The sequence below is a fragment of the Polynucleobacter sp. UB-Tiil-W10 genome, from assembly GCF_018881605.1.
Lineage (GTDB): Bacteria > Pseudomonadota > Gammaproteobacteria > Burkholderiales > Burkholderiaceae > Polynucleobacter.
On record NZ_JACVPZ010000001.1, the window covers coordinates 1,316,694 to 1,332,906 of the forward strand.

17 protein-coding genes are annotated in these 16,213 nt (G+C 45.6%); 12 read left to right on the forward strand and 5 right to left on the reverse strand.

Annotated features, from left to right (window positions below):
• The first annotated feature begins 40 nt into the window (after nt 1-40).
• The 3 genes from ICN33_RS06815 (at nt 41) to ICN33_RS06825 (ending at nt 3,413) form a co-directional block, all read left to right on the forward strand.
• The gene (locus ICN33_RS06815) at nt 41-1,276 is read left to right on the forward strand and encodes an MFS transporter (protein WP_216195640.1); all 1,236 of its coding nucleotides are present in this window, start codon (nt 41-43) and stop codon (nt 1,274-1,276) included.
• 283 nt (nt 1,277-1,559) lie between these two features.
• The gene (gene aceA, locus ICN33_RS06820; protein ID WP_072583092.1) at nt 1,560-2,858 is read left to right on the forward strand and encodes an isocitrate lyase; all 1,299 of its coding nucleotides are present in this window, start codon (nt 1,560-1,562) and stop codon (nt 2,856-2,858) included.
• 114 nt (nt 2,859-2,972) lie between these two features.
• Nucleotides 2,973-3,413, forward strand: coding sequence for an HIT family protein (locus ICN33_RS06825; protein ID WP_216195641.1), 441 nt, complete (start codon nt 2,973-2,975; stop codon nt 3,411-3,413).
• Here ICN33_RS06825 and ICN33_RS06830 read toward each other — a convergent pair.
• From ICN33_RS06830 to ICN33_RS06850, 5 genes are read right to left on the reverse strand one after another with little or no spacing between them, the layout of a single operon-like run.
• Nucleotides 3,410-3,835: a DUF1841 family protein gene (locus tag ICN33_RS06830; RefSeq protein WP_216196582.1), complete on the reverse strand. Its 426-nt coding sequence runs from the start codon at nt 3,833-3,835 to the stop codon at nt 3,410-3,412. The two genes, ICN33_RS06825 and ICN33_RS06830, sit on opposite strands and share 4 nt — an antisense overlap.
• The gene (gene nth, locus ICN33_RS06835) at nt 3,828-4,484 is read right to left on the reverse strand and encodes an endonuclease III (RefSeq protein ID WP_216196581.1); all 657 of its coding nucleotides are present in this window, start codon (nt 4,482-4,484) and stop codon (nt 3,828-3,830) included. The genes ICN33_RS06830 and nth overlap by 8 nt, the downstream gene beginning before the upstream one ends.
• Nucleotides 4,484-5,170, reverse strand: a complete 687-nt coding sequence (rsxB, locus tag ICN33_RS06840) for an electron transport complex subunit RsxB (RefSeq protein ID WP_216195643.1) — start codon at nt 5,168-5,170, stop codon at nt 4,484-4,486. Before rsxB ends, nth begins: the two co-directional genes overlap by 1 nt.
• A 54-nt stretch (nt 5,171-5,224) precedes the next feature.
• Nucleotides 5,225-6,505, reverse strand: a complete 1,281-nt coding sequence (locus tag ICN33_RS06845; RefSeq protein ID WP_216195645.1) for a polyhydroxyalkanoate depolymerase — start codon at nt 6,503-6,505, stop codon at nt 5,225-5,227.
• 41 nt (nt 6,506-6,546) lie between these two features.
• Complete coding sequence (locus ICN33_RS06850; RefSeq protein WP_216195648.1) at nt 6,547-7,746, reverse strand: amino acid aminotransferase; 1,200 nt, start codon at nt 7,744-7,746, stop codon at nt 6,547-6,549.
• A gap of 169 nt (nt 7,747-7,915) precedes the next feature.
• Here ICN33_RS06850 and uvrB point away from each other — a divergent pair, with 169 nt between their 5' ends.
• From uvrB to ICN33_RS06895, 9 genes are all read left to right on the forward strand, one after another.
• A complete protein-coding gene (gene uvrB, locus ICN33_RS06855) occupies nt 7,916-10,069 on the forward strand; it encodes an excinuclease ABC subunit UvrB (RefSeq protein WP_255530688.1) in 2,154 nt (717 codons plus the stop codon).
• 152 nt (nt 10,070-10,221) lie between these two features.
• On the forward strand, nt 10,222-10,794 hold the full coding sequence (locus tag ICN33_RS06860; protein WP_216195650.1) for a Fe-S cluster assembly transcription factor: 573 nt from the start codon (nt 10,222-10,224) through the stop codon (nt 10,792-10,794).
• A gap of 29 nt (nt 10,795-10,823) precedes the next feature.
• A complete protein-coding gene (locus ICN33_RS06865) occupies nt 10,824-12,083 on the forward strand; it encodes an IscS subfamily cysteine desulfurase (RefSeq protein ID WP_216151814.1) in 1,260 nt (419 codons plus the stop codon).
• A 30-nt stretch (nt 12,084-12,113) separates the two neighbouring features.
• A complete protein-coding gene (gene iscU / locus ICN33_RS06870) occupies nt 12,114-12,500 on the forward strand; it encodes a Fe-S cluster assembly scaffold IscU (protein WP_216195651.1) in 387 nt (128 codons plus the stop codon).
• 37 nt (nt 12,501-12,537) lie between these two features.
• Nucleotides 12,538-12,861 carry an iron-sulfur cluster assembly protein IscA gene (iscA, locus tag ICN33_RS06875; protein WP_215359479.1) on the forward strand — a complete coding sequence of 108 codons (324 nt, stop codon included), beginning with the start codon at nt 12,538-12,540 and terminating at the stop codon, nt 12,859-12,861.
• Nucleotides 12,827-13,366: a Fe-S protein assembly co-chaperone HscB gene (gene hscB / locus ICN33_RS06880; protein WP_216195653.1), complete on the forward strand. Its 540-nt coding sequence runs from the start codon at nt 12,827-12,829 to the stop codon at nt 13,364-13,366. Before iscA ends, hscB begins: the two co-directional genes overlap by 35 nt.
• 27 nt (nt 13,367-13,393) lie before the next feature.
• The gene (hscA, locus tag ICN33_RS06885; RefSeq protein WP_216195655.1) at nt 13,394-15,259 is read left to right on the forward strand and encodes a Fe-S protein assembly chaperone HscA; all 1,866 of its coding nucleotides are present in this window, start codon (nt 13,394-13,396) and stop codon (nt 15,257-15,259) included.
• 29 nt (nt 15,260-15,288) lie between these two features.
• Nucleotides 15,289-15,627, forward strand: a complete 339-nt coding sequence (gene fdx / locus ICN33_RS06890) for an ISC system 2Fe-2S type ferredoxin (protein WP_215283916.1) — start codon at nt 15,289-15,291, stop codon at nt 15,625-15,627.
• Nucleotides 15,628-15,646: 19 nt separating this feature from the next.
• Entirely contained in the window at nt 15,647-16,075 is a 429-nt protein-coding gene (locus ICN33_RS06895) for a cupin domain-containing protein (RefSeq protein ID WP_216195658.1), read from the forward strand.
• The last annotated feature ends 138 nt before the right edge of the window (nt 16,076-16,213 follow it).

Genomic DNA, 16,213 nt, shown 5'->3' on the forward strand with positions numbered 1-16,213 from the left:
TAGTTCAGCAGAAATTTTCCTGCGCCAGTAAACTCGGAGCATGACTGTTGCGCTTAATAGGCGTGCCAGTGATGTCCGGGTTATTGGTCTCATTAGCCTAGCTCACGGCAGCTCCCATTTCTTTCATTTAGTACTTCCTCCCATGTTCCCATGGTTGAAGGATGCTTTTGCATTGAGTTATGCCGAACTCGGTTTGCTCATGTCAGTTTTCTTTGTAGTGTCTTGTATTGCTCAAGCTGCATCTGGTTTTTTAGTTGATCGAATTGGCGCTAGACCAGTGCTATTTGGCGGCATTAGCTTGCTTGTGCTTGCAGCACTTGTGTATTCACAAAGCAATGGTTATGCCATGCTCCTATTGGGGGCGGTGATTGCTGGTTGCGGTAATGGTATTTTTCACCCTGTTGATTACACTCTTATTAATCACAAGGTGTCGCCACCCAATCTCCCATATGCATATTCAATGCATGGTGTAACAGGATATTTGGGTTGGGCAGCGGCGCCAGCCTTGATGGTTGCGATTGCTCAATTTGCCGATTGGCGCATAGCCTTTCTATCTGCAGCCCTGCTAGAAGCCAGCATCTTAGTGATTCTTTGGTTAAATAAAAAATACCTCTTAGATAACGTCAAAGAGCGCCACGAGAACACCTATGCAAGTTCTCAAGCCGCTCATCCTGGTGTTGCTCAGGAGAGTCCATTTGCGTTTCTGAAGTTAACTGCCGTTTGGTTGTGCTGGATTTTCTTTTTCTTCAGCATGGCCTCTACATCAAGCTTGCAATCATTTGCGCCAAGTGCATTATTTAATATTTATCAAGTGCCTATAGATGTGGGAAGTTATTACATCACCCTGCTGGCGCTCGGTAGTGCTGGCGGTGTATTGTTTGGCGGCTATTTAGCCGCAAGATTGCAAGCGCCAGAGCGTATCGTCTCCTCTTGTCTTTCAGTAACGATTGCGATGTGTTTGTTGCTTGGTACTGGATTCATTCCTGTGGTGCTGATTCCTTTTCTTTTTATTGGGTTGGGTTTTGGTTACGGCGTTGTCGCTCCCTCACGAGATCTTTTGGTGAAGTCTGTAACACCTAAGGGTGTGGCGGGGCGGGTATATGGAATCGTTTATTCAGGAATTGATTTGGGGGCGGCAGTAGGCCCATTTATCTTCGGCTTCTTTATGGATGCAGGCCTTCCTAAAGCCCTGTTCTTAGGCATCGTTTTATTCCAACTCATGATTATTCCAACCGTGTTTAAGGTATCGGCTGGCACTACCCCCAAAACCGCCTAGTTAGTTTCGAATATTTTTCACAATATGAAACGTCATTACGCTGCGTAAAATGCGCTGCAGTGTGCGGCTAGCCTTTTCATTCCAAGCAGTGGATAGGCATTCCACATTGTAAAAATATAAATATAAGTTATTGAATTTAAATAACTAAATATTTTTAAAAATAGTTCAAATTCCTCTTGCTTGCTTTTTTGAACTGTCTAAACTCTTATATAAGACATAAGACTTGAATGGGTCTTAAAGGTCCTCAAATTTTGAAGTACTTGTTTAACTTAGGGAGAAAAACATGGCAGATCGCAAAGCAGAAATCGCAGCATTACAAAAAGACTGGGATACCAATCCACGCTGGAAAGGTATTACACGTGGTTACACCGCTGAGGATGTAGTTCGCCTCCGTGGCTCATTGAAGATTGAGCACACTTTGGCTAAGCATGGTGCCGAGCGTCTTTGGGAATTGGTAAACAATGAAGCTTACGTTAACTGTTTAGGTGCTTTGACTGGCGGTCAAGCAATGCAACAAGTTAAAGCTGGCGTACAAGCAATTTACTTGTCAGGTTGGCAAGTTGCTGCTGACGGAAATTCTTACGCAGCGATGTATCCAGATCAATCTTTATATCCAGTAGATTCAGTTCCTAAGATGGTTGAGCGTATCAATAACTCATTCCAACGTGCTGATGAAATTCAAACAGCCAAAGGTATCAACAAAGGCGATGCTGGTTATATTGAATATTTTGCGCCAATCGTTGCTGATGCTGAAGCTGGTTTCGGTGGTGTATTGAATGCATTTGAATTAAGCAAGGCATTGATCAAGCAGGGCGCTGCAGGCGTTCACTTCGAAGATCAACTGTCTTCCGTTAAGAAGTGCGGTCACTTGGGTGGCAAGGTATTGTTACCTACTGCTGAGTCTGTACAGAAGTTGATTTCTGCACGTTTAGCTGCTGACGTCATGGGCGTTTCTACCATCATTTTGGCTCGTACTGATGCAGAAGCTGCTGATTTATTGACATCTGATTACGATGCAAACGACAAGCCATTCTTGACTGGCGAGCGGACACCTGAAGGTTTCTACAAAACACGCAAAGGTTTAGATCAAGCGATCTCCCGTGGTTTGGCATACGCTGCTTACGCTGACATGGTTTGGTGTGAAACTGGTACGCCTGACCTTGAGTTTGCGCGTCAGTTCGCTGAAGCAATTCGTGCAAAGTTCCCAGGCAAGATGTTGGCTTACAACTGCTCACCATCCTTCAACTGGAAGAAAAACTTGGACGACGCAACAATTGCTAAATTCCAACGTGAATTAGGTGCAATGGGTTACAAGTATCAGTTCATCACATTGGCTGGCATCCACTCTATGTGGTACAACATGTTCGACTTGGCTCAAGACTACATGCAGCGTGGCATGACTGCATATATCGAGAAAGTACAAGAGCCAGAATTTGCTGCTCGTGACCGTGGTTACACATTCGTTTCACATCAGCAAGAAGTTGGTACTGGTTACTTCGATGATGTCACTACCGTTATTCAAGGTGGCAAGTCTTCCGTAACAGCATTGACCGGTTCCACTGAAGAAGAGCAGTTCCACTAAGAATCCCTAAGTAGTACGTAGTAAGCAGCGTAGTAATAATGCGCCAATACTACCGCGGCACCTAAATGACCCCACAAGGGTGACTTAGGTGCCGTTTTCGTTTACATTCTTTCCATGACCAATTGCGTACTTTGTAAAGACGAGCTCAAGCCCGAAGAAGGGGAAGTTATTTGGCGTGGAGATGACTGTCGAGTCGTCCTAGTGAATGATCCTGATCTGCCTGGTTTCTGCCGAGTGATTTGGAATCGCCATGTGGCCGAGATGACCGATCTCACCTACAGTGAGCGTGAGCACTTAATGACTTTGATATTTGCTGTAGAAGAGGCTATGCGTCACGTCATGCACCCCGATAAGGTCAATATTGCTGCCCTGGGCAATATGGTTCCCCATATTCATTGGCATGTCATCCCAAGATTTAAGGATGATGCTTTCTTTCCCGGTTCTGCTTGGTCTAGCAAGACTCAAGATACTCCAATATCAATCATAGAATCTAGAAAGCAAAAGGCTCAGCAGTTACCAGCCGCAATTAGGGCTGCTATTGCTACTCTTGCTTAAGCTAGCTTTTTAAGAGCCTCTAAATACTTCTCTGGATTGAGGGGCTGACCTTCACGTTGCGCCTCCCACATTACTTGACCCAGGCATTCCATCATCACATGCTGAGCATCATGCATTGAGCCTAGCTTTTGTGAGAGCTTGTCCGCAATTTCTTTGATGCCTGGGGGCTGGTTAATGGATATTTGTTCACTAATAGACAGATGCATTGATAGGTGTAGGAATGGATTGGTTTCACCGCGTTCTGGTGTGTAATCCTGTCCTAGGGCGCCTTCTGGATCGGCAAGTAACTCGTGATATTCAGGATGCTCAACCATCCAATCGCTCGCAAGCGTTTCCATTGGATCCAGTATGTGGTTTTCAGTTTTCTTTTTCCAGGTGTCACAGAAAAAGCGACGCACTTCTTCACGAGTTGGATTAAATATCGCCACGCACTTTTCCTTTGCCAGTTTTTTGTTTAAAGCCGCATAGTGGCTCCACTATGCATTGTGCACAATCTGGGTTTCGTGCTTTACAAGTATATCGGCCGTGCAGAATAAGCCAGTGATGAGCATCTAATAAATATTCCTTAGGTACGCGCTTCAGTAATTGCTCTTCCACTTTCACAACATCTTTGCCGGGCGCTAGGCCCGTACGGTTCGAGACTCTAAAGATATGGGTATCAACGGCGATAGTGGGTTGCCCAAATGCAGTGTTCAAAATAACGTTCGCTGTTTTTCTGCCAACACCTGGCAGGGCTTCCAATTCTTCACGGGTTTGTGGTACTTCACCACTATGTTTTTCAAGAAGAAGTCGACAGGCCTCTTGAATATGTTTGCCCTTGGAGTTAAATAAACCAATATGCTGAATATAAGGTCTGACGCCTGCTTCACCAAGAGCTAAAAGAGCCTGCGGGGTATTGGCTACCTTGTAGAGTTTGCGTGTTCCCTTGTTAACCGATACATCGGTTGCTTGCGCTGATAGCAATACTGCAATTAATAGCTCAAATGGTGAGCTGTATTCCAACTCAGTTTCTGGTTTGGGGTTATTCGCTTTGAGTTGCTCAAAAAAAGCCCGACGCTTTTCTACATTCATCATTTCTTTTGCTGGGCTCGTGCAATGGCTGCTGCAATAATGGCGCGTTTACGCTCTTGCTCTTGCAGTTCATTCGCGGAAGATGGGCTTTCTGCATTGACCGTAGATAATTTTGCCTCAGCCTTTTTAGCTAAACGATCATTGTTATCTTTCTGCTCTCTATCAAGACGCTGCTCGCGATCGTGATAACGCTTACGAGAAACATCCGCAAGCTCTTGGGACCAAGCATCCCAACCAGTTTGATGTCCGGTGACATCAATCATGCTGATGCAGTCGACTGGACATGGTGGAATGCAGAGATCGCAACCAGTGCACCACTCGGTCAAAACTACATGCATTTGTTTGGAAGCGCCAACAATTGCATCAACAGGGCATGCCTGAATACATAGCGTGCAGCCTATGCACTTTTGGGGATCGATAAATGCGACTGACCTAGGACGCTCTAGGCCGCAATCTGGATCGATTGTGGGGTGAAGATCAAATGCATCTTGTGGATAAATCGGTATTAGCACCCTACTTAGACGTTCAATACCTACCACGCCTCCAGGAGGGCAGCGATTTGGTAGAGCTTCACCACTGGCCATTGCTTCTGCATATCCACGGCAATCTGGGTAGCCACACTTAGTGCATTGTGTTTGCGGAAGAATATCCTCAAGTTGATCGATGAGTGTATTTGTTTGGCTCATGGAAATTGCTTGCGGTGATCTTCTTAAAATTAAAGGCTCCGAAGAGCCCTTAATTTACGCAGACTTGGTAGTCCGAGTAGCTGTTTTCTTCGTATTCTGATGCTCACGAATAAACGCTTTAATTTTTGGATAAACCTTCTCACGCCAACGACGACCAGCAAAGATGCCGTAGTGACCAGCACCAGCAACTTCGTAGTGATCTTTGTTATCTTTTGGAATACCTGCACACAAACCATGTGCTGAACGTGTTTGACCGCTTCCGGAGATATCGTCAAGTTCACCTTCAATAGTTAGAAGGGCAGTCTTTTTAATATCTTGTGGTTTGACTAGTTCACCTGCAACTTTCCAAGTGCCATTTGGCAATGCATAGTCTTGGAAAACAGTCTTGATAGTGTCTAGGTAGAACTTGGAATCTAAATCCAATACCGCGTTGTACTCGTCGTAGAAGCGAATATGAGATTCGGCATCCTGCTCGTCACCGCGTACTAAATTCTGGAAGTAATCCCAGTGAGACTGCAAGTGATTCTGTGGGTTCATGGCAATGAAGCCAGTGTGCTGCAAGAAGCCTGGATATACGCGACGACCGGCGCCTGGATAGTTAGGAGGTACGTTGTAAATTACATGACTCTCAAACCACTCATAAGACTTCTGATCTGCTAGGTTGTTAACCGCAGTTGGTGACTTACGTGCATCAATCGGTCCGCCCATCATGATCATTGATGCTGGAGTCGCTTCGCCAGAAGATGCCATCAAGGAGATTGCCCCTAAGGTTGGAACAGTTGGTTGGCAAACAGAAATTACATGCAAATCTTTTGCGCCGATAGCGCGAATGAATTCTTGAATGTAGTGTACGTAGTCGTCAAGACCAAATTCACCATCCTCAACGGGAACTAGACGTGCATCAATCCAGTCAGTGATGTAAACCTTGTGATCTTGCAAGAGAGTGCGAACAGTGTCACGCAATAGGGTGGAGTGGTGACCTGATAAAGGGGCTACCACTAAAACTACAGGATCTTCCTTGAGTTTTTTGATGACTTCGACATCATCAGAAAAGCGCTTAAAACGAACCAAATTGCAAAAAGGTTTTGCTACGGCAGTTCTTTCATGAATGGCAACTTCTTTGCCATAGGCCTGGACTGAACGAATACCAAATTCTGGTTTTTTGTAATTTTTGCCTAAACGGTAGAGTAGTTCATAACTGGCAGCCAATCGATCTGATCCTGGAACCTTAGAGGCAGGATTAGAAGCGTTAATAAAAGCTTCAGAGGCAGCGCGTGCCCATGAACTCACTGGTTGAAGTAAGGCTTTTTGAAATTCGTGTAACTGATATAGCATGGTGCCTCCGGTAATTCAGTGTATCCGCTTATTACGCTTTATTAAGCCAATACGCGGGCGATTGCTTTTGCTACCTTATCAATATTTTTAGTATTGAGGGCTGCAACACAAATGCGACCAGTAGAAAGGGCATAAATGCCATCCTCTTTCTGCAAGCGCTCAACTTGCTCAGCTGTTAAACCTGAGTAAGAAAACATTCCACGTTGTTGCTCGATGAAAGCGAAGTCTTGCTTCACACCAGCAGCAGCGAGTTTTTCAACGAGACCCTGACGCATTGCTTTAATGCGATCACGCATCTCTGCCAACTCATCTTCCCAGAGCTTACGTAATTCTGGTGAATTTAAAACGGCAGCTGCGATAGCGGCTCCGTGAGTTGGGGGATTGGAATAGTTAGTGCGAATCACGCGTTTTAATTGTGAAAGCACGCGAGTGGATTCATCCTTGCTTTGTGTCACGATAGACAAGGCACCAACACGCTCACCATAGAGCGAGAATGATTTTGAAAAAGAGCTAGAAACAAAGAAAGACATACCGGATTGGGCAAACAGGCGCACCGCGATGCCATCTTGCTCTATCCCAGCGGCAAATCCTTGGTATGCCATATCCAAGAAAGGGATCAAGCCTTTGTTCTTGCAGATCTCAATCACTTGATGCCATTGCGCTTCTGTAATATCTGCACCAGTTGGGTTATGACAGCATGCATGCAGGAGCACTGTTGTGTTCTTTGGGAAAGACTCTAGGGACTTCACCATGCCATCAAAATCTACGCCACGAGTTTTACCATCGAAGTAGGTGTACTCAACAACTTCAAATCCAGCGGATTCAAAAATGCCGCGGTGATTTTCCCAAGTTGGGTTGCTGATTGCGCATGGTGCATTTACATTAAGGCGCTTAATAAAGTCGGCACCAACGCGCAAAGCGCCAGTTCCACCCAGGCACTCAGCAGTAACAACGCGACCATCTTTAATTAATTCAGAGTCAGCGCCAAACAAGAGGTTTTGCACTGCACTGTTGTAAGGATTTGGACCTTCGATTGGGATGTAGCTACGTGGTGAATGCTTTGCAACAATCGCCTCTTCAGCTTTGATAACCGCCTTCAAAAGAGGAACCTTGCCTTCGTCTGTGTAATAAACACCCACACCTAAGTTCACTTTGTCAGCGCGCTGGTCGGCAACGTAGGCTTCTGTGAGGCCAAAAATAGGATCTTTAGGGGCTAATTGGACGGAGGCAAACAGGGTCATTTGAGGTCGAAAGTGGTGGTTAAAGGGGGTTTAGGGGCAGTTTTGTGCGTAATTGACGTTAATTTCAGTTTAATTGTCGGTTTTTGAAGCCAGAATCAACTATTTCCTAAGAAAAACGGCAAAATCATTGTTTGTACAAAATTCTCCGTGAAGAAATCTCACAGGTGAAATGATAGCCGAGATGCCTCCTAAGTTGCCTAAAACTGGTTTAAATTCTGAAGTAAAAGTAGTGAATACGAGCCCCGCGGCAGATCCCTTGGGTGAAGCTGGTCACGACCTGGATCCGGCTAAATTTGTTACCTTCCCAGACTCTCCTTATCACCTCTACCAGCCATTTCCGCCTGCGGGAGACCAACCACAGGCTATTGATGCCCTGGTTGAGGGGATTGAGGACGGATTGACCTTTCAGACGCTCTTGGGGGTTACGGGGTCCGGAAAGACCTTCACGATGGCCAATGTCATCGCTAGAACAGGTCGTCCAGCCATTATTTTTGCCCCCAATAAGACTTTGGCAGCTCAGCTGTATAGCGAATTTAGGGAGTTTTTCCCGAAAAACGCGGTTGAGTACTTCGTTAGCTACTACGACTATTACCAGCCAGAGGCCTATGTTCCTCAACGGGACCTCTTCATTGAAAAAGATTCCTCGATTAACGAACACATTGAACAGATGCGTTTGTCTGCAACGAAAAGCTTGTTAGAGCGTCGCGATGTCATCATCGTTGCAACCGTATCTGCAATTTATGGCATTGGTAATCCTGGCGACTATCACAGCATGGTCATGACATTACGCCCGGGTGACAAGATGAGTCAGCGTGATATTTTGATGCGCCTCATTGCTATGCAATACGACCGCAATGAAACGGATTTCAAGCGTGGCGTATTTAGAGTGCGCGGTGACACGATTGATATTTTCCCTGCTGAACATAATGAACTTGCGGTGCGTGTTGAGCTATTTGATGATGTGATTGAGAGTTTGCAATTCTTTGATCCTCTCACTGGAAAGATTCGTCAAAAGATTCCACGCTTTACTGTGTACCCAAGTTCGCATTACGTAACACCACGCGATACAGTCTTGAAAGCGATTGAAACTATCAAGATAGAGTTGCGCACTCGTTTAGATGAGTTTGTTAAGGATGGAAAGCTAGTTGAGGCACAACGCCTTGAGCAACGGACCCGTTTTGATTTAGAGATGCTTAACGAATTAGGTTTTTGTAAAGGGATCGAGAACTACTCCCGTCACCTTTCAGGGGCAGCACCTGGCGATGCCCCGCCGACGCTGGTGGATTACCTGCCGAACGATGCTTTGATGTTCCTAGATGAGAGCCATGTGCTGATTGGACAGCTCAACGCTATGTACAACGGTGATAAATCTCGTAAACATACTTTGGTTGAATTTGGTTTCCGCTTGCCATCAGCAATGGATAACCGCCCCCTCAAATTTACCGAGTTTGAAACCAAGATGCGTCAAACCATTTTTGTTTCTGCAACACCTGCTGATTATGAGAAGGCGCATCAAGGACAAGTAGTTGAGCAGGTTGCAAGACCAACGGGATTGGTTGATCCAGAAATTGAAGTCTTGCCAGCAAGTACGCAGGTAGATGATTTGCTCGATCAAATTCATGCACGCGTCAAAGTACATGAGCGAGTTCTAGTTACCGTATTGACGAAAAGAATGGCTGAGCAATTAACCGATTATCTTTCGGATAATGGTGTAAAGGTGCGCTATGTTCACTCTGATATTGATACTGTGGAGCGCGTAGAAATTTTGCGCGACTTACGTTTGGGTGTCTTCGACGTACTAGTTGGTATTAATTTATTGCGCGAAGGATTGGACATTCCTGAAGTGTCATTGGTTGCCATTTTGGATGCTGATAAAGAGGGCTTCTTGCGTTCAGAACGCAGCTTGATTCAGACCATTGGCCGTGCTGCTCGCAACGTGCGAGGCAAAGCCATCTTGTATGCCGACAGAGTTACTGACTCCATGAAACGCGCTATGGGTGAGACTGAAAGGCGCCGCACCAAGCAAATTGCCTTTAATAAACTTCATGGGATTGAGCCTAAGGGGGTCAAAAAGCGCATCAAGGACATTATTGATGGTGTCTATGACGTCAAAGAGAAGCGTCAGGAGATGCAGGTTGAGCAGGAGCGGGCTCGCTATGAGGATATGGGCGAGAAGGACCTGGCAACTGAAATTAAGCGTCTGGAGAAGCAAATGAACGCTGAAGCTAAGAATTTGGAGTTTGAAAAGGCCGCCAGCACCCGGGATAGGCTAACTAAGGTGAAAGAAATGGCTTTTGGGGCGAGATCTAGGGATTCAGTCTAAAGGTTCGATTGGCTAATTCCTGGCTTGCTTTAAGGTTTTTTGGGATAATGCCTGAGCAAATTTCTAGGGTATATGTTAAAGTTGAGTGGAATGGTCGGGTATTACCCGCCCGACTGTTAGCTGTCCATAACAATCCATTACCAAGGTGACATATGAGACTTACAACCAAAGGTCGTTTTGCAGTAACCGCAATGATTGATTTAGCCCTGCGTGAAACGCATGGTCCCGTAACTTTGGCTGGAATTAGCCAAAGACAGAAGATTTCCCTTTCCTATCTCGAGCAATTGTTCGGCAAGTTGCGCCGCTTCAATATCGTGGAAAGTACACGCGGTCCTGGTGGTGGTTACACCCTAGCGCGTCCATCCTCCGAGGTGAGCGTGGCCGATATTATTATTGCAGTCGATGAGCCTCTCGATGCAACCCAGTGTGGCGGTAAAGGCAACTGTCATACGGATGATGAGAATCATGGTCGTTGTATGACGCATGATCTCTGGAGCAACCTGAATTCCAAAATGGTTGAGTACCTCAGCTCGGTGAGCTTAAAAGATTTAGTTCATCAGCAAGAGGGGCGCGGCATTGTGATTCAAGATATGCGTCAACAAAAGAAAATTAAAGTTGAAAGTGCCAAGGCAGAGAAAACTGCTCCAGCGCTTGCAGCTAAAAAAGAAGTTGCCCCTAAGGCACCATTGATTAATTCCGTATTCAATTTGGCCCGACAAAGTTAATAACAGTATTACCTACCGATAAATAAACCATGAACGCACCACAAGCTTTGCCGCAACAACCGGTTCCAATGTTTAGTCCTGAACACTTTCCGGTGTATATGGACTACTCGGCTACAACGCCGATTGATCCTCGCGTAGTTGACAAAATGTTGCCATATTTGCGTGAGCAGTTTGGTAACGCCGCTTCACGGAGTCATGCTTATGGCTGGGCTGCAGAAGAGGCGGTTGAGTGGGCGCGTTCTGAGGTTGCTCAATTAGTGCATGCTGATCCAAGAGAGATCGTATTTACCAGTGGTGCTACTGAAAGTATTAACTTGGCCTTGAAAGGTGCTGCACACTTCTATAAAGATCGTGGCAATCACATCATCACTGTTAAGACCGAACACAAAGCCACTTTAGATACTTGTCGTGAGCTCGAGCGCGAAGGCTATGAAGTCACTTATTTAGATGTGTTGCCGAATGGCCTGATTGATTTTGCACAGCTTGAAGCTGCGATGAAGCCCGGTACGATTTTGGCTTCAGTCATGTATGTCAATAATGAAATCGGCGTAGTGCAAGACATTCCTGCAATTGGCGACTTGTGCCGTTCACGCGGTGTGATTTTGCATGTGGATGCAGCCCAGGCAACGGGTAAGGTAGAAATTGATCTCGAAAAGATCAAAGTTGATTTAATGAGTTTTTCTGCTCACAAGAGTTACGGCCCAAAAGGTATTGGTGCTTTGTTTGTGCGTCGTAAGCCCCGTATTCGCATTGAGGCTCAGATTCATGGTGGTGGTCATGAGCGCGGTATGCGTTCGGGAACTCTTGCCGTTCACCAGATCGTAGGTTTGGGCGAGGCATTCCGTATTGCCCGTATCGAGATGGCAGAAGAAAATAAACGTATCCGGGCTTTGCGTGATCGCTTGTTAAATGGCTTGAAGGATATTGAAGAGGTTTATGTCAACGGTGATATGGACAATCGTGTTCCGCACAACCTGAACATAAGCTTTAACTATGTTGAAGGCGAATCTATGTTGATGGCCTTGAAAGATTTGGCGATCTCTTCTGGTTCGGCCTGTACTTCTGCTTCTTTAGAACCTTCTTATGTATTGCGTGCCTTAGGCCGCAATGATGAATTGGCGCATAGCTCGATTCGTTTTACTTTGGGTCGCTTTACGACTGAAGAAGAAGTAGATTTCACTATCAAGCTGGTGAAAGAAAAGATTGCCAAGTTGCGTGAGTTATCTCCGCTTTGGGAGATGTATAAGGACGGAATCGACATCAGCACGATTCAATGGGCAGCACACTAAAAAGATATAGAAGATTAAAGAGGAAATATCATGGCATATAGCGAAAAGGTCATCGACCACTACGAAAATCCCCGTAACGTTGGTTCATTCGAAAAGGGTGATGACAGCGTAGGTACCGGCATGGTTGGCGCGCCAGCTTGCGGTGACGTCATGAAGTTGCAGATTCGTGTAAACGATCAAGGTGTGATCGAAGACGCTAAATTTAAGACCTATGGTTGTGGCTCTGCGATTGCTTCATCATCCCTAGTGACTGAATGGGTCAAGGGCAAGACTTTGGATCAAGCGCTTGAGATCAAGAATTCATTGATTGCTGAGGAGTTGGCTTTGCCCCCAGTAAAAATCCACTGCTCTATCTTGGCGGAAGATGCTATTAAGGCGGCGGTAGCGGATTACAAAGAAAAGCATCCAACGACATAAAAGCCGAAATAAAGAACGAAAAAACGAAGTCAACACTATGGCAATTACCTTAACTGATAAAGCAGCTGCACACGTAAACCGCAACCTAGAAAAGCGCGGCAAGGGTTGTGGCTTGCGCTTGGGCGTTCGCACAACAGGTTGCTCTGGTTTGGCGTATCAACTTGAATATGTGGATGAGCCTGCAGCCGAAGACCAAGTCTTTGAGTCCAATGGCATTAAGGTATTTATAGATCCAAAAAGTTTGGCTTACTTAGATGGTACAGAGCTAGACTTTGTGCGCGAGGGTTTGAACGAAGGATTTAAGTTTCAGAATCCAAACGTAAAAGATGAGTGTGGTTGTGGCGAATCCTTCCGCGTCTGACAATTACTTTCGCTTCTTTGGTTTAAATCAGCAATTCAATATCGATTTGCCTGCTCTAGAGCAGGCATACCTTGCGATTCAGAAGGAAGTGCACCCTGATCGCCATGCACGTGGAAGCGATGCAGAGAAGCGTCTTGCTATGCAAATGGCAACCTTTGCCAATACCGCTTTGCAGACCCTGAAGAATCCTATTCAACGTGGCCTCTATATTTGCCAGCTTCATGGCGTTGATGCCAAGCTGGAAACGAATACTGCGATGCCTGCTGCCTTTCTGATGAAGCAGATGGAATGGCGTGAAAGTTTAGATGAGCAAGCCGAAGATTTGTCTGCTCTAGATGATTTAATGACTGAAGTTGAAGAGTCTAAGCAAGATACGTTGGCAGAAATTGCTCAGGCAATCGATGGCGCCAAGAACTATTTACGTGCCGCTGAGCTGCTTCGTGGTTTACTCTTTATTGATAAGTTTGCAGTTGAGCTTGATGACACCATTTCAACTTTAATCTAGCCCTTACTCAAGCTAAACTCATCACTTATGGCCTTATTACAAATCTCTGAACCCGGTAAATCACTTGCGCCTCATCAGCGCCGTATTGCTGTAGGTATTGATTTGGGAACCACCAATTCTTTAGTGGCTATCGTACGTGATGCCTTGCCTAAGGTCTTGCCGGATGCCCAAGGGCGCGAGCTACTTCCTTCTGTAATTCGTTATTTGCCAAATGGCAGAACCCAAGCTGGCTTCGAGGCGCTTGAGAGCGCTGTGATTGACCCAAAGAACACCATTGTTTCCGTAAAGCGTTTCATGGGCCGTGGCTTACTGGATGTAGAAAATATTGAAAGCGCTCCTTACGACTTTGTCGATCAGCCTGGAATGCTTAAGCTCAGAACGGTTGCTGGGGATAAGAGTCCAATTGAAGTCTCAGCAGAAATCTTGGCACGTTTACGTCAATTAGCTGAAGACTCCGTTTCCGATGAAATCGTGGGTGCAGTAATTACTGTCCCAGCTTATTTTGATGATGCACAACGTCAAGCAACAAAAGATGCTGCCAAGTTAGCAGGTATTGAAGTGCTGCGCTTATTGAATGAGCCTACTGCTGCTGCTATTGCCTACGGATTAGATAATGCCTCTGAAGGCGTCTATGCCGTATATGACTTAGGCGGCGGTACCTTCGATATCTCCATTCTGCGAATGAGTAGAGGTGTCTTCGAAGTGCTTTCTACTGGTGGTGACTCTGCTCTTGGTGGCGATGACTTTGATCATCGTTTGTATTGCTGGGTGATTGAACAAGCCAAGCTTCCACCATTATCGATTCATGATCATCGAACACTCTTGCAGGCGTGTAAACACGCTAAAGAGTTATTGAGTCACAACCCTTTGGCACGAGTGCATGAGACTCTCGCAGATGGTACGGTAGTGAATGTTGGAGTTAGTCAAGCGCAGCTCTTTGAAATAACTCAAAACCTAGTTACTAAGACCTTGATGGCTTGTAAAAAAGCTTTGCGTGACGCCGGCCTTAAGGCTGAAGATGTTAAAGGCGTAGTGATGGTAGGTGGTTCAACCCGTATGCCTAACGTGCAACGAGCTGTAGGCGAATTGTTTGGTACCAAACCATTGAATAACTTAAATCCCGATCAAGTAGTTGCATTGGGTGCAGCAATGCAGGCCGACTTATTGGCAGGCAACCAAAGCAAAGATGATGAGTGGCTACTACTTGACGTCATTCCGTTATCTCTTGGTATTGAAACCATGGGGGGTTTAGTAGAAAAGATCATCCCTCGTAATACGCCTATCCCTGTTGCCAGGGCACAAGACTTCACAACCTTCAAAGATGGTCAGACCGCATTAGCTATACAGGTAGTGCAGGGTGAGCGTGAGTTGGCACACGACTGTCGCTCTTTAGGCAAGTTTGAATTACGTGGCATACCAGCAATGGCTGCAGGTGCAGCTCGTATTCGGGTCACTTTCCAGGTCGATGCAGATGGATTACTCTCTGTCAGTGCTACCGAGCAAGGCTCTGGTGTGAAGGCTTCAATTGATATCAAGCCTTCATACGGCTTAACTGATGCAGAGATTACTCGCATGCTGCAAGATGGTTTTGCGTCGGCTAAAGAGGATTTACTTTCGAGGTCATTGCGCGAAGAGCAGGTTAATGCGCAGCGTTTACTCGATGCCGTACAAACTGCCCTTGCTAGTGATCGCTCTTTACTGAGTGCGGATGAGCAGAAGGAAGTTGATCAAGAGATGGCAGTTCTGCAAAAGATTTTAAATGAAGAAACAGATAGCGCGGTTGTTCGCAAGGCTGTCGACCATGCCGCTAAGGCTACAGACGACTTTGCACAAAAACGCATGAACGCTAGTATTCAAAAGGCTTTGTCCGGTAAGAATGTTGCTGAGATTTAAGCAAACTAAACATCAATAGAAAAAGAAACATGACTCAAATCGTTGTACTACCGCATAGTGAGTATTGCCCTGAAGGTGCAGTTGTTGAGGTTGCCCCAGGCACTTCGATTTGTGAGGCTTTATTAGAGAACGATATTCCGATTGAACATGCTTGCGATATGGTGTGTGCTTGCACTACTTGTCACGTGATTGTGAAAGAGGGCTTTCAAAGTCTAAATCCTCCCGATGAGAATGAGGAAGATATGCTTGACCGTGCTTGGGGCCTTAACCCACAGTCACGCTTATCTTGCCAAGCGATTGTCGCCAAAGAAGATTTAGTCATTGAGATTCCAAAATACTCAATTAATCACGCAAAAGAAAACCACTAAAGCGCTAGACTGCAAATTCATGAAGTCTCTTATCGGCTGCCTTGTTTTATTTGCATCATTACTTAATTTTGCCCATGCTGATGATGAGCATCCTGGGGTGGTTACCGACTTGTTAATCCGTAGCGGTAGTGATTGGACTGGAAGTGCTTTGCCGTCCTACTTGGCAGGTGCCCCTCAGATTGCAGTAATGAAATTTACTATTCCTCCGCAAACTGCATTGCCGATTCACAAGCATCCCGCTATTAATGCTGCCTATGTTGTTGATGGTGAAATTACCGTAGTACAGGAGGGTGGTATTCAGCGCAGTTTTAAAAAAGGTGAAGTCATCATTGAGATGGTGGATAAATGGCATCACGGCATCAATCAAGGCTCTGTGCCAGTGGAATTAGTTGTTTTCTATGCCACCACCAATGATCTCCCATTGGCGGTTAAGAAGCCAAATCCTTAAAACCAGACTCCTAATGCACCAAATTGATGCATATATGCCTTCAAACATGCATGCGTTCCATTGCGAAGGTTTTTAGAGGATTAATATGAACTCGTAGTTCATTCTTTAGGCAGTACCTCCAAAAAATCTTTTAAGCCA

What these genes read in the sequence shown, in the direction of transcription:
- ICN33_RS06815 (WP_216195640.1), top strand. Translation starts at nt 41, where the DNA reads ATGACTGTTGCGCTTAATAGGCGTGCCAGTGATGTCCGGGTTATTGGT.
- fdx (WP_215283916.1), top strand. Translation starts at nt 15,289, where the DNA reads ATGACTCAAATCGTTGTACTACCGCATAGTGAGTATTGCCCTGAAGGT.
- iscA (WP_215359479.1), top strand. Translation starts at nt 12,538, where the DNA reads ATGGCAATTACCTTAACTGATAAAGCAGCTGCACACGTAAACCGCAAC.
- uvrB (WP_255530688.1), top strand. Translation starts at nt 7,916, where the DNA reads ATGATAGCCGAGATGCCTCCTAAGTTGCCTAAAACTGGTTTAAATTCT.
- ICN33_RS06850 (WP_216195648.1), bottom strand. Translation starts at nt 7,746, where the DNA reads ATGACCCTGTTTGCCTCCGTCCAATTAGCCCCTAAAGATCCTATTTTT.
- ICN33_RS06865 (WP_216151814.1), top strand. Translation starts at nt 10,824, where the DNA reads ATGAACGCACCACAAGCTTTGCCGCAACAACCGGTTCCAATGTTTAGT.
- rsxB (WP_216195643.1), bottom strand. Translation starts at nt 5,170, where the DNA reads ATGAGCCAAACAAATACACTCATCGATCAACTTGAGGATATTCTTCCG.
- ICN33_RS06860 (WP_216195650.1), top strand. Translation starts at nt 10,222, where the DNA reads ATGAGACTTACAACCAAAGGTCGTTTTGCAGTAACCGCAATGATTGAT.
- aceA (WP_072583092.1), top strand. Translation starts at nt 1,560, where the DNA reads ATGGCAGATCGCAAAGCAGAAATCGCAGCATTACAAAAAGACTGGGAT.
- ICN33_RS06895 (WP_216195658.1), top strand. Translation starts at nt 15,647, where the DNA reads ATGAAGTCTCTTATCGGCTGCCTTGTTTTATTTGCATCATTACTTAAT.
- hscB (WP_216195653.1), top strand. Translation starts at nt 12,827, where the DNA reads ATGAGTGTGGTTGTGGCGAATCCTTCCGCGTCTGACAATTACTTTCGC.
- ICN33_RS06845 (WP_216195645.1), bottom strand. Translation starts at nt 6,505, where the DNA reads ATGCTATATCAGTTACACGAATTTCAAAAAGCCTTACTTCAACCAGTG.
- ICN33_RS06825 (WP_216195641.1), top strand. Translation starts at nt 2,973, where the DNA reads ATGACCAATTGCGTACTTTGTAAAGACGAGCTCAAGCCCGAAGAAGGG.
- hscA (WP_216195655.1), top strand. Translation starts at nt 13,394, where the DNA reads ATGGCCTTATTACAAATCTCTGAACCCGGTAAATCACTTGCGCCTCAT.
- iscU (WP_216195651.1), top strand. Translation starts at nt 12,114, where the DNA reads ATGGCATATAGCGAAAAGGTCATCGACCACTACGAAAATCCCCGTAAC.
- nth (WP_216196581.1), bottom strand. Translation starts at nt 4,484, where the DNA reads ATGAATGTAGAAAAGCGTCGGGCTTTTTTTGAGCAACTCAAAGCGAAT.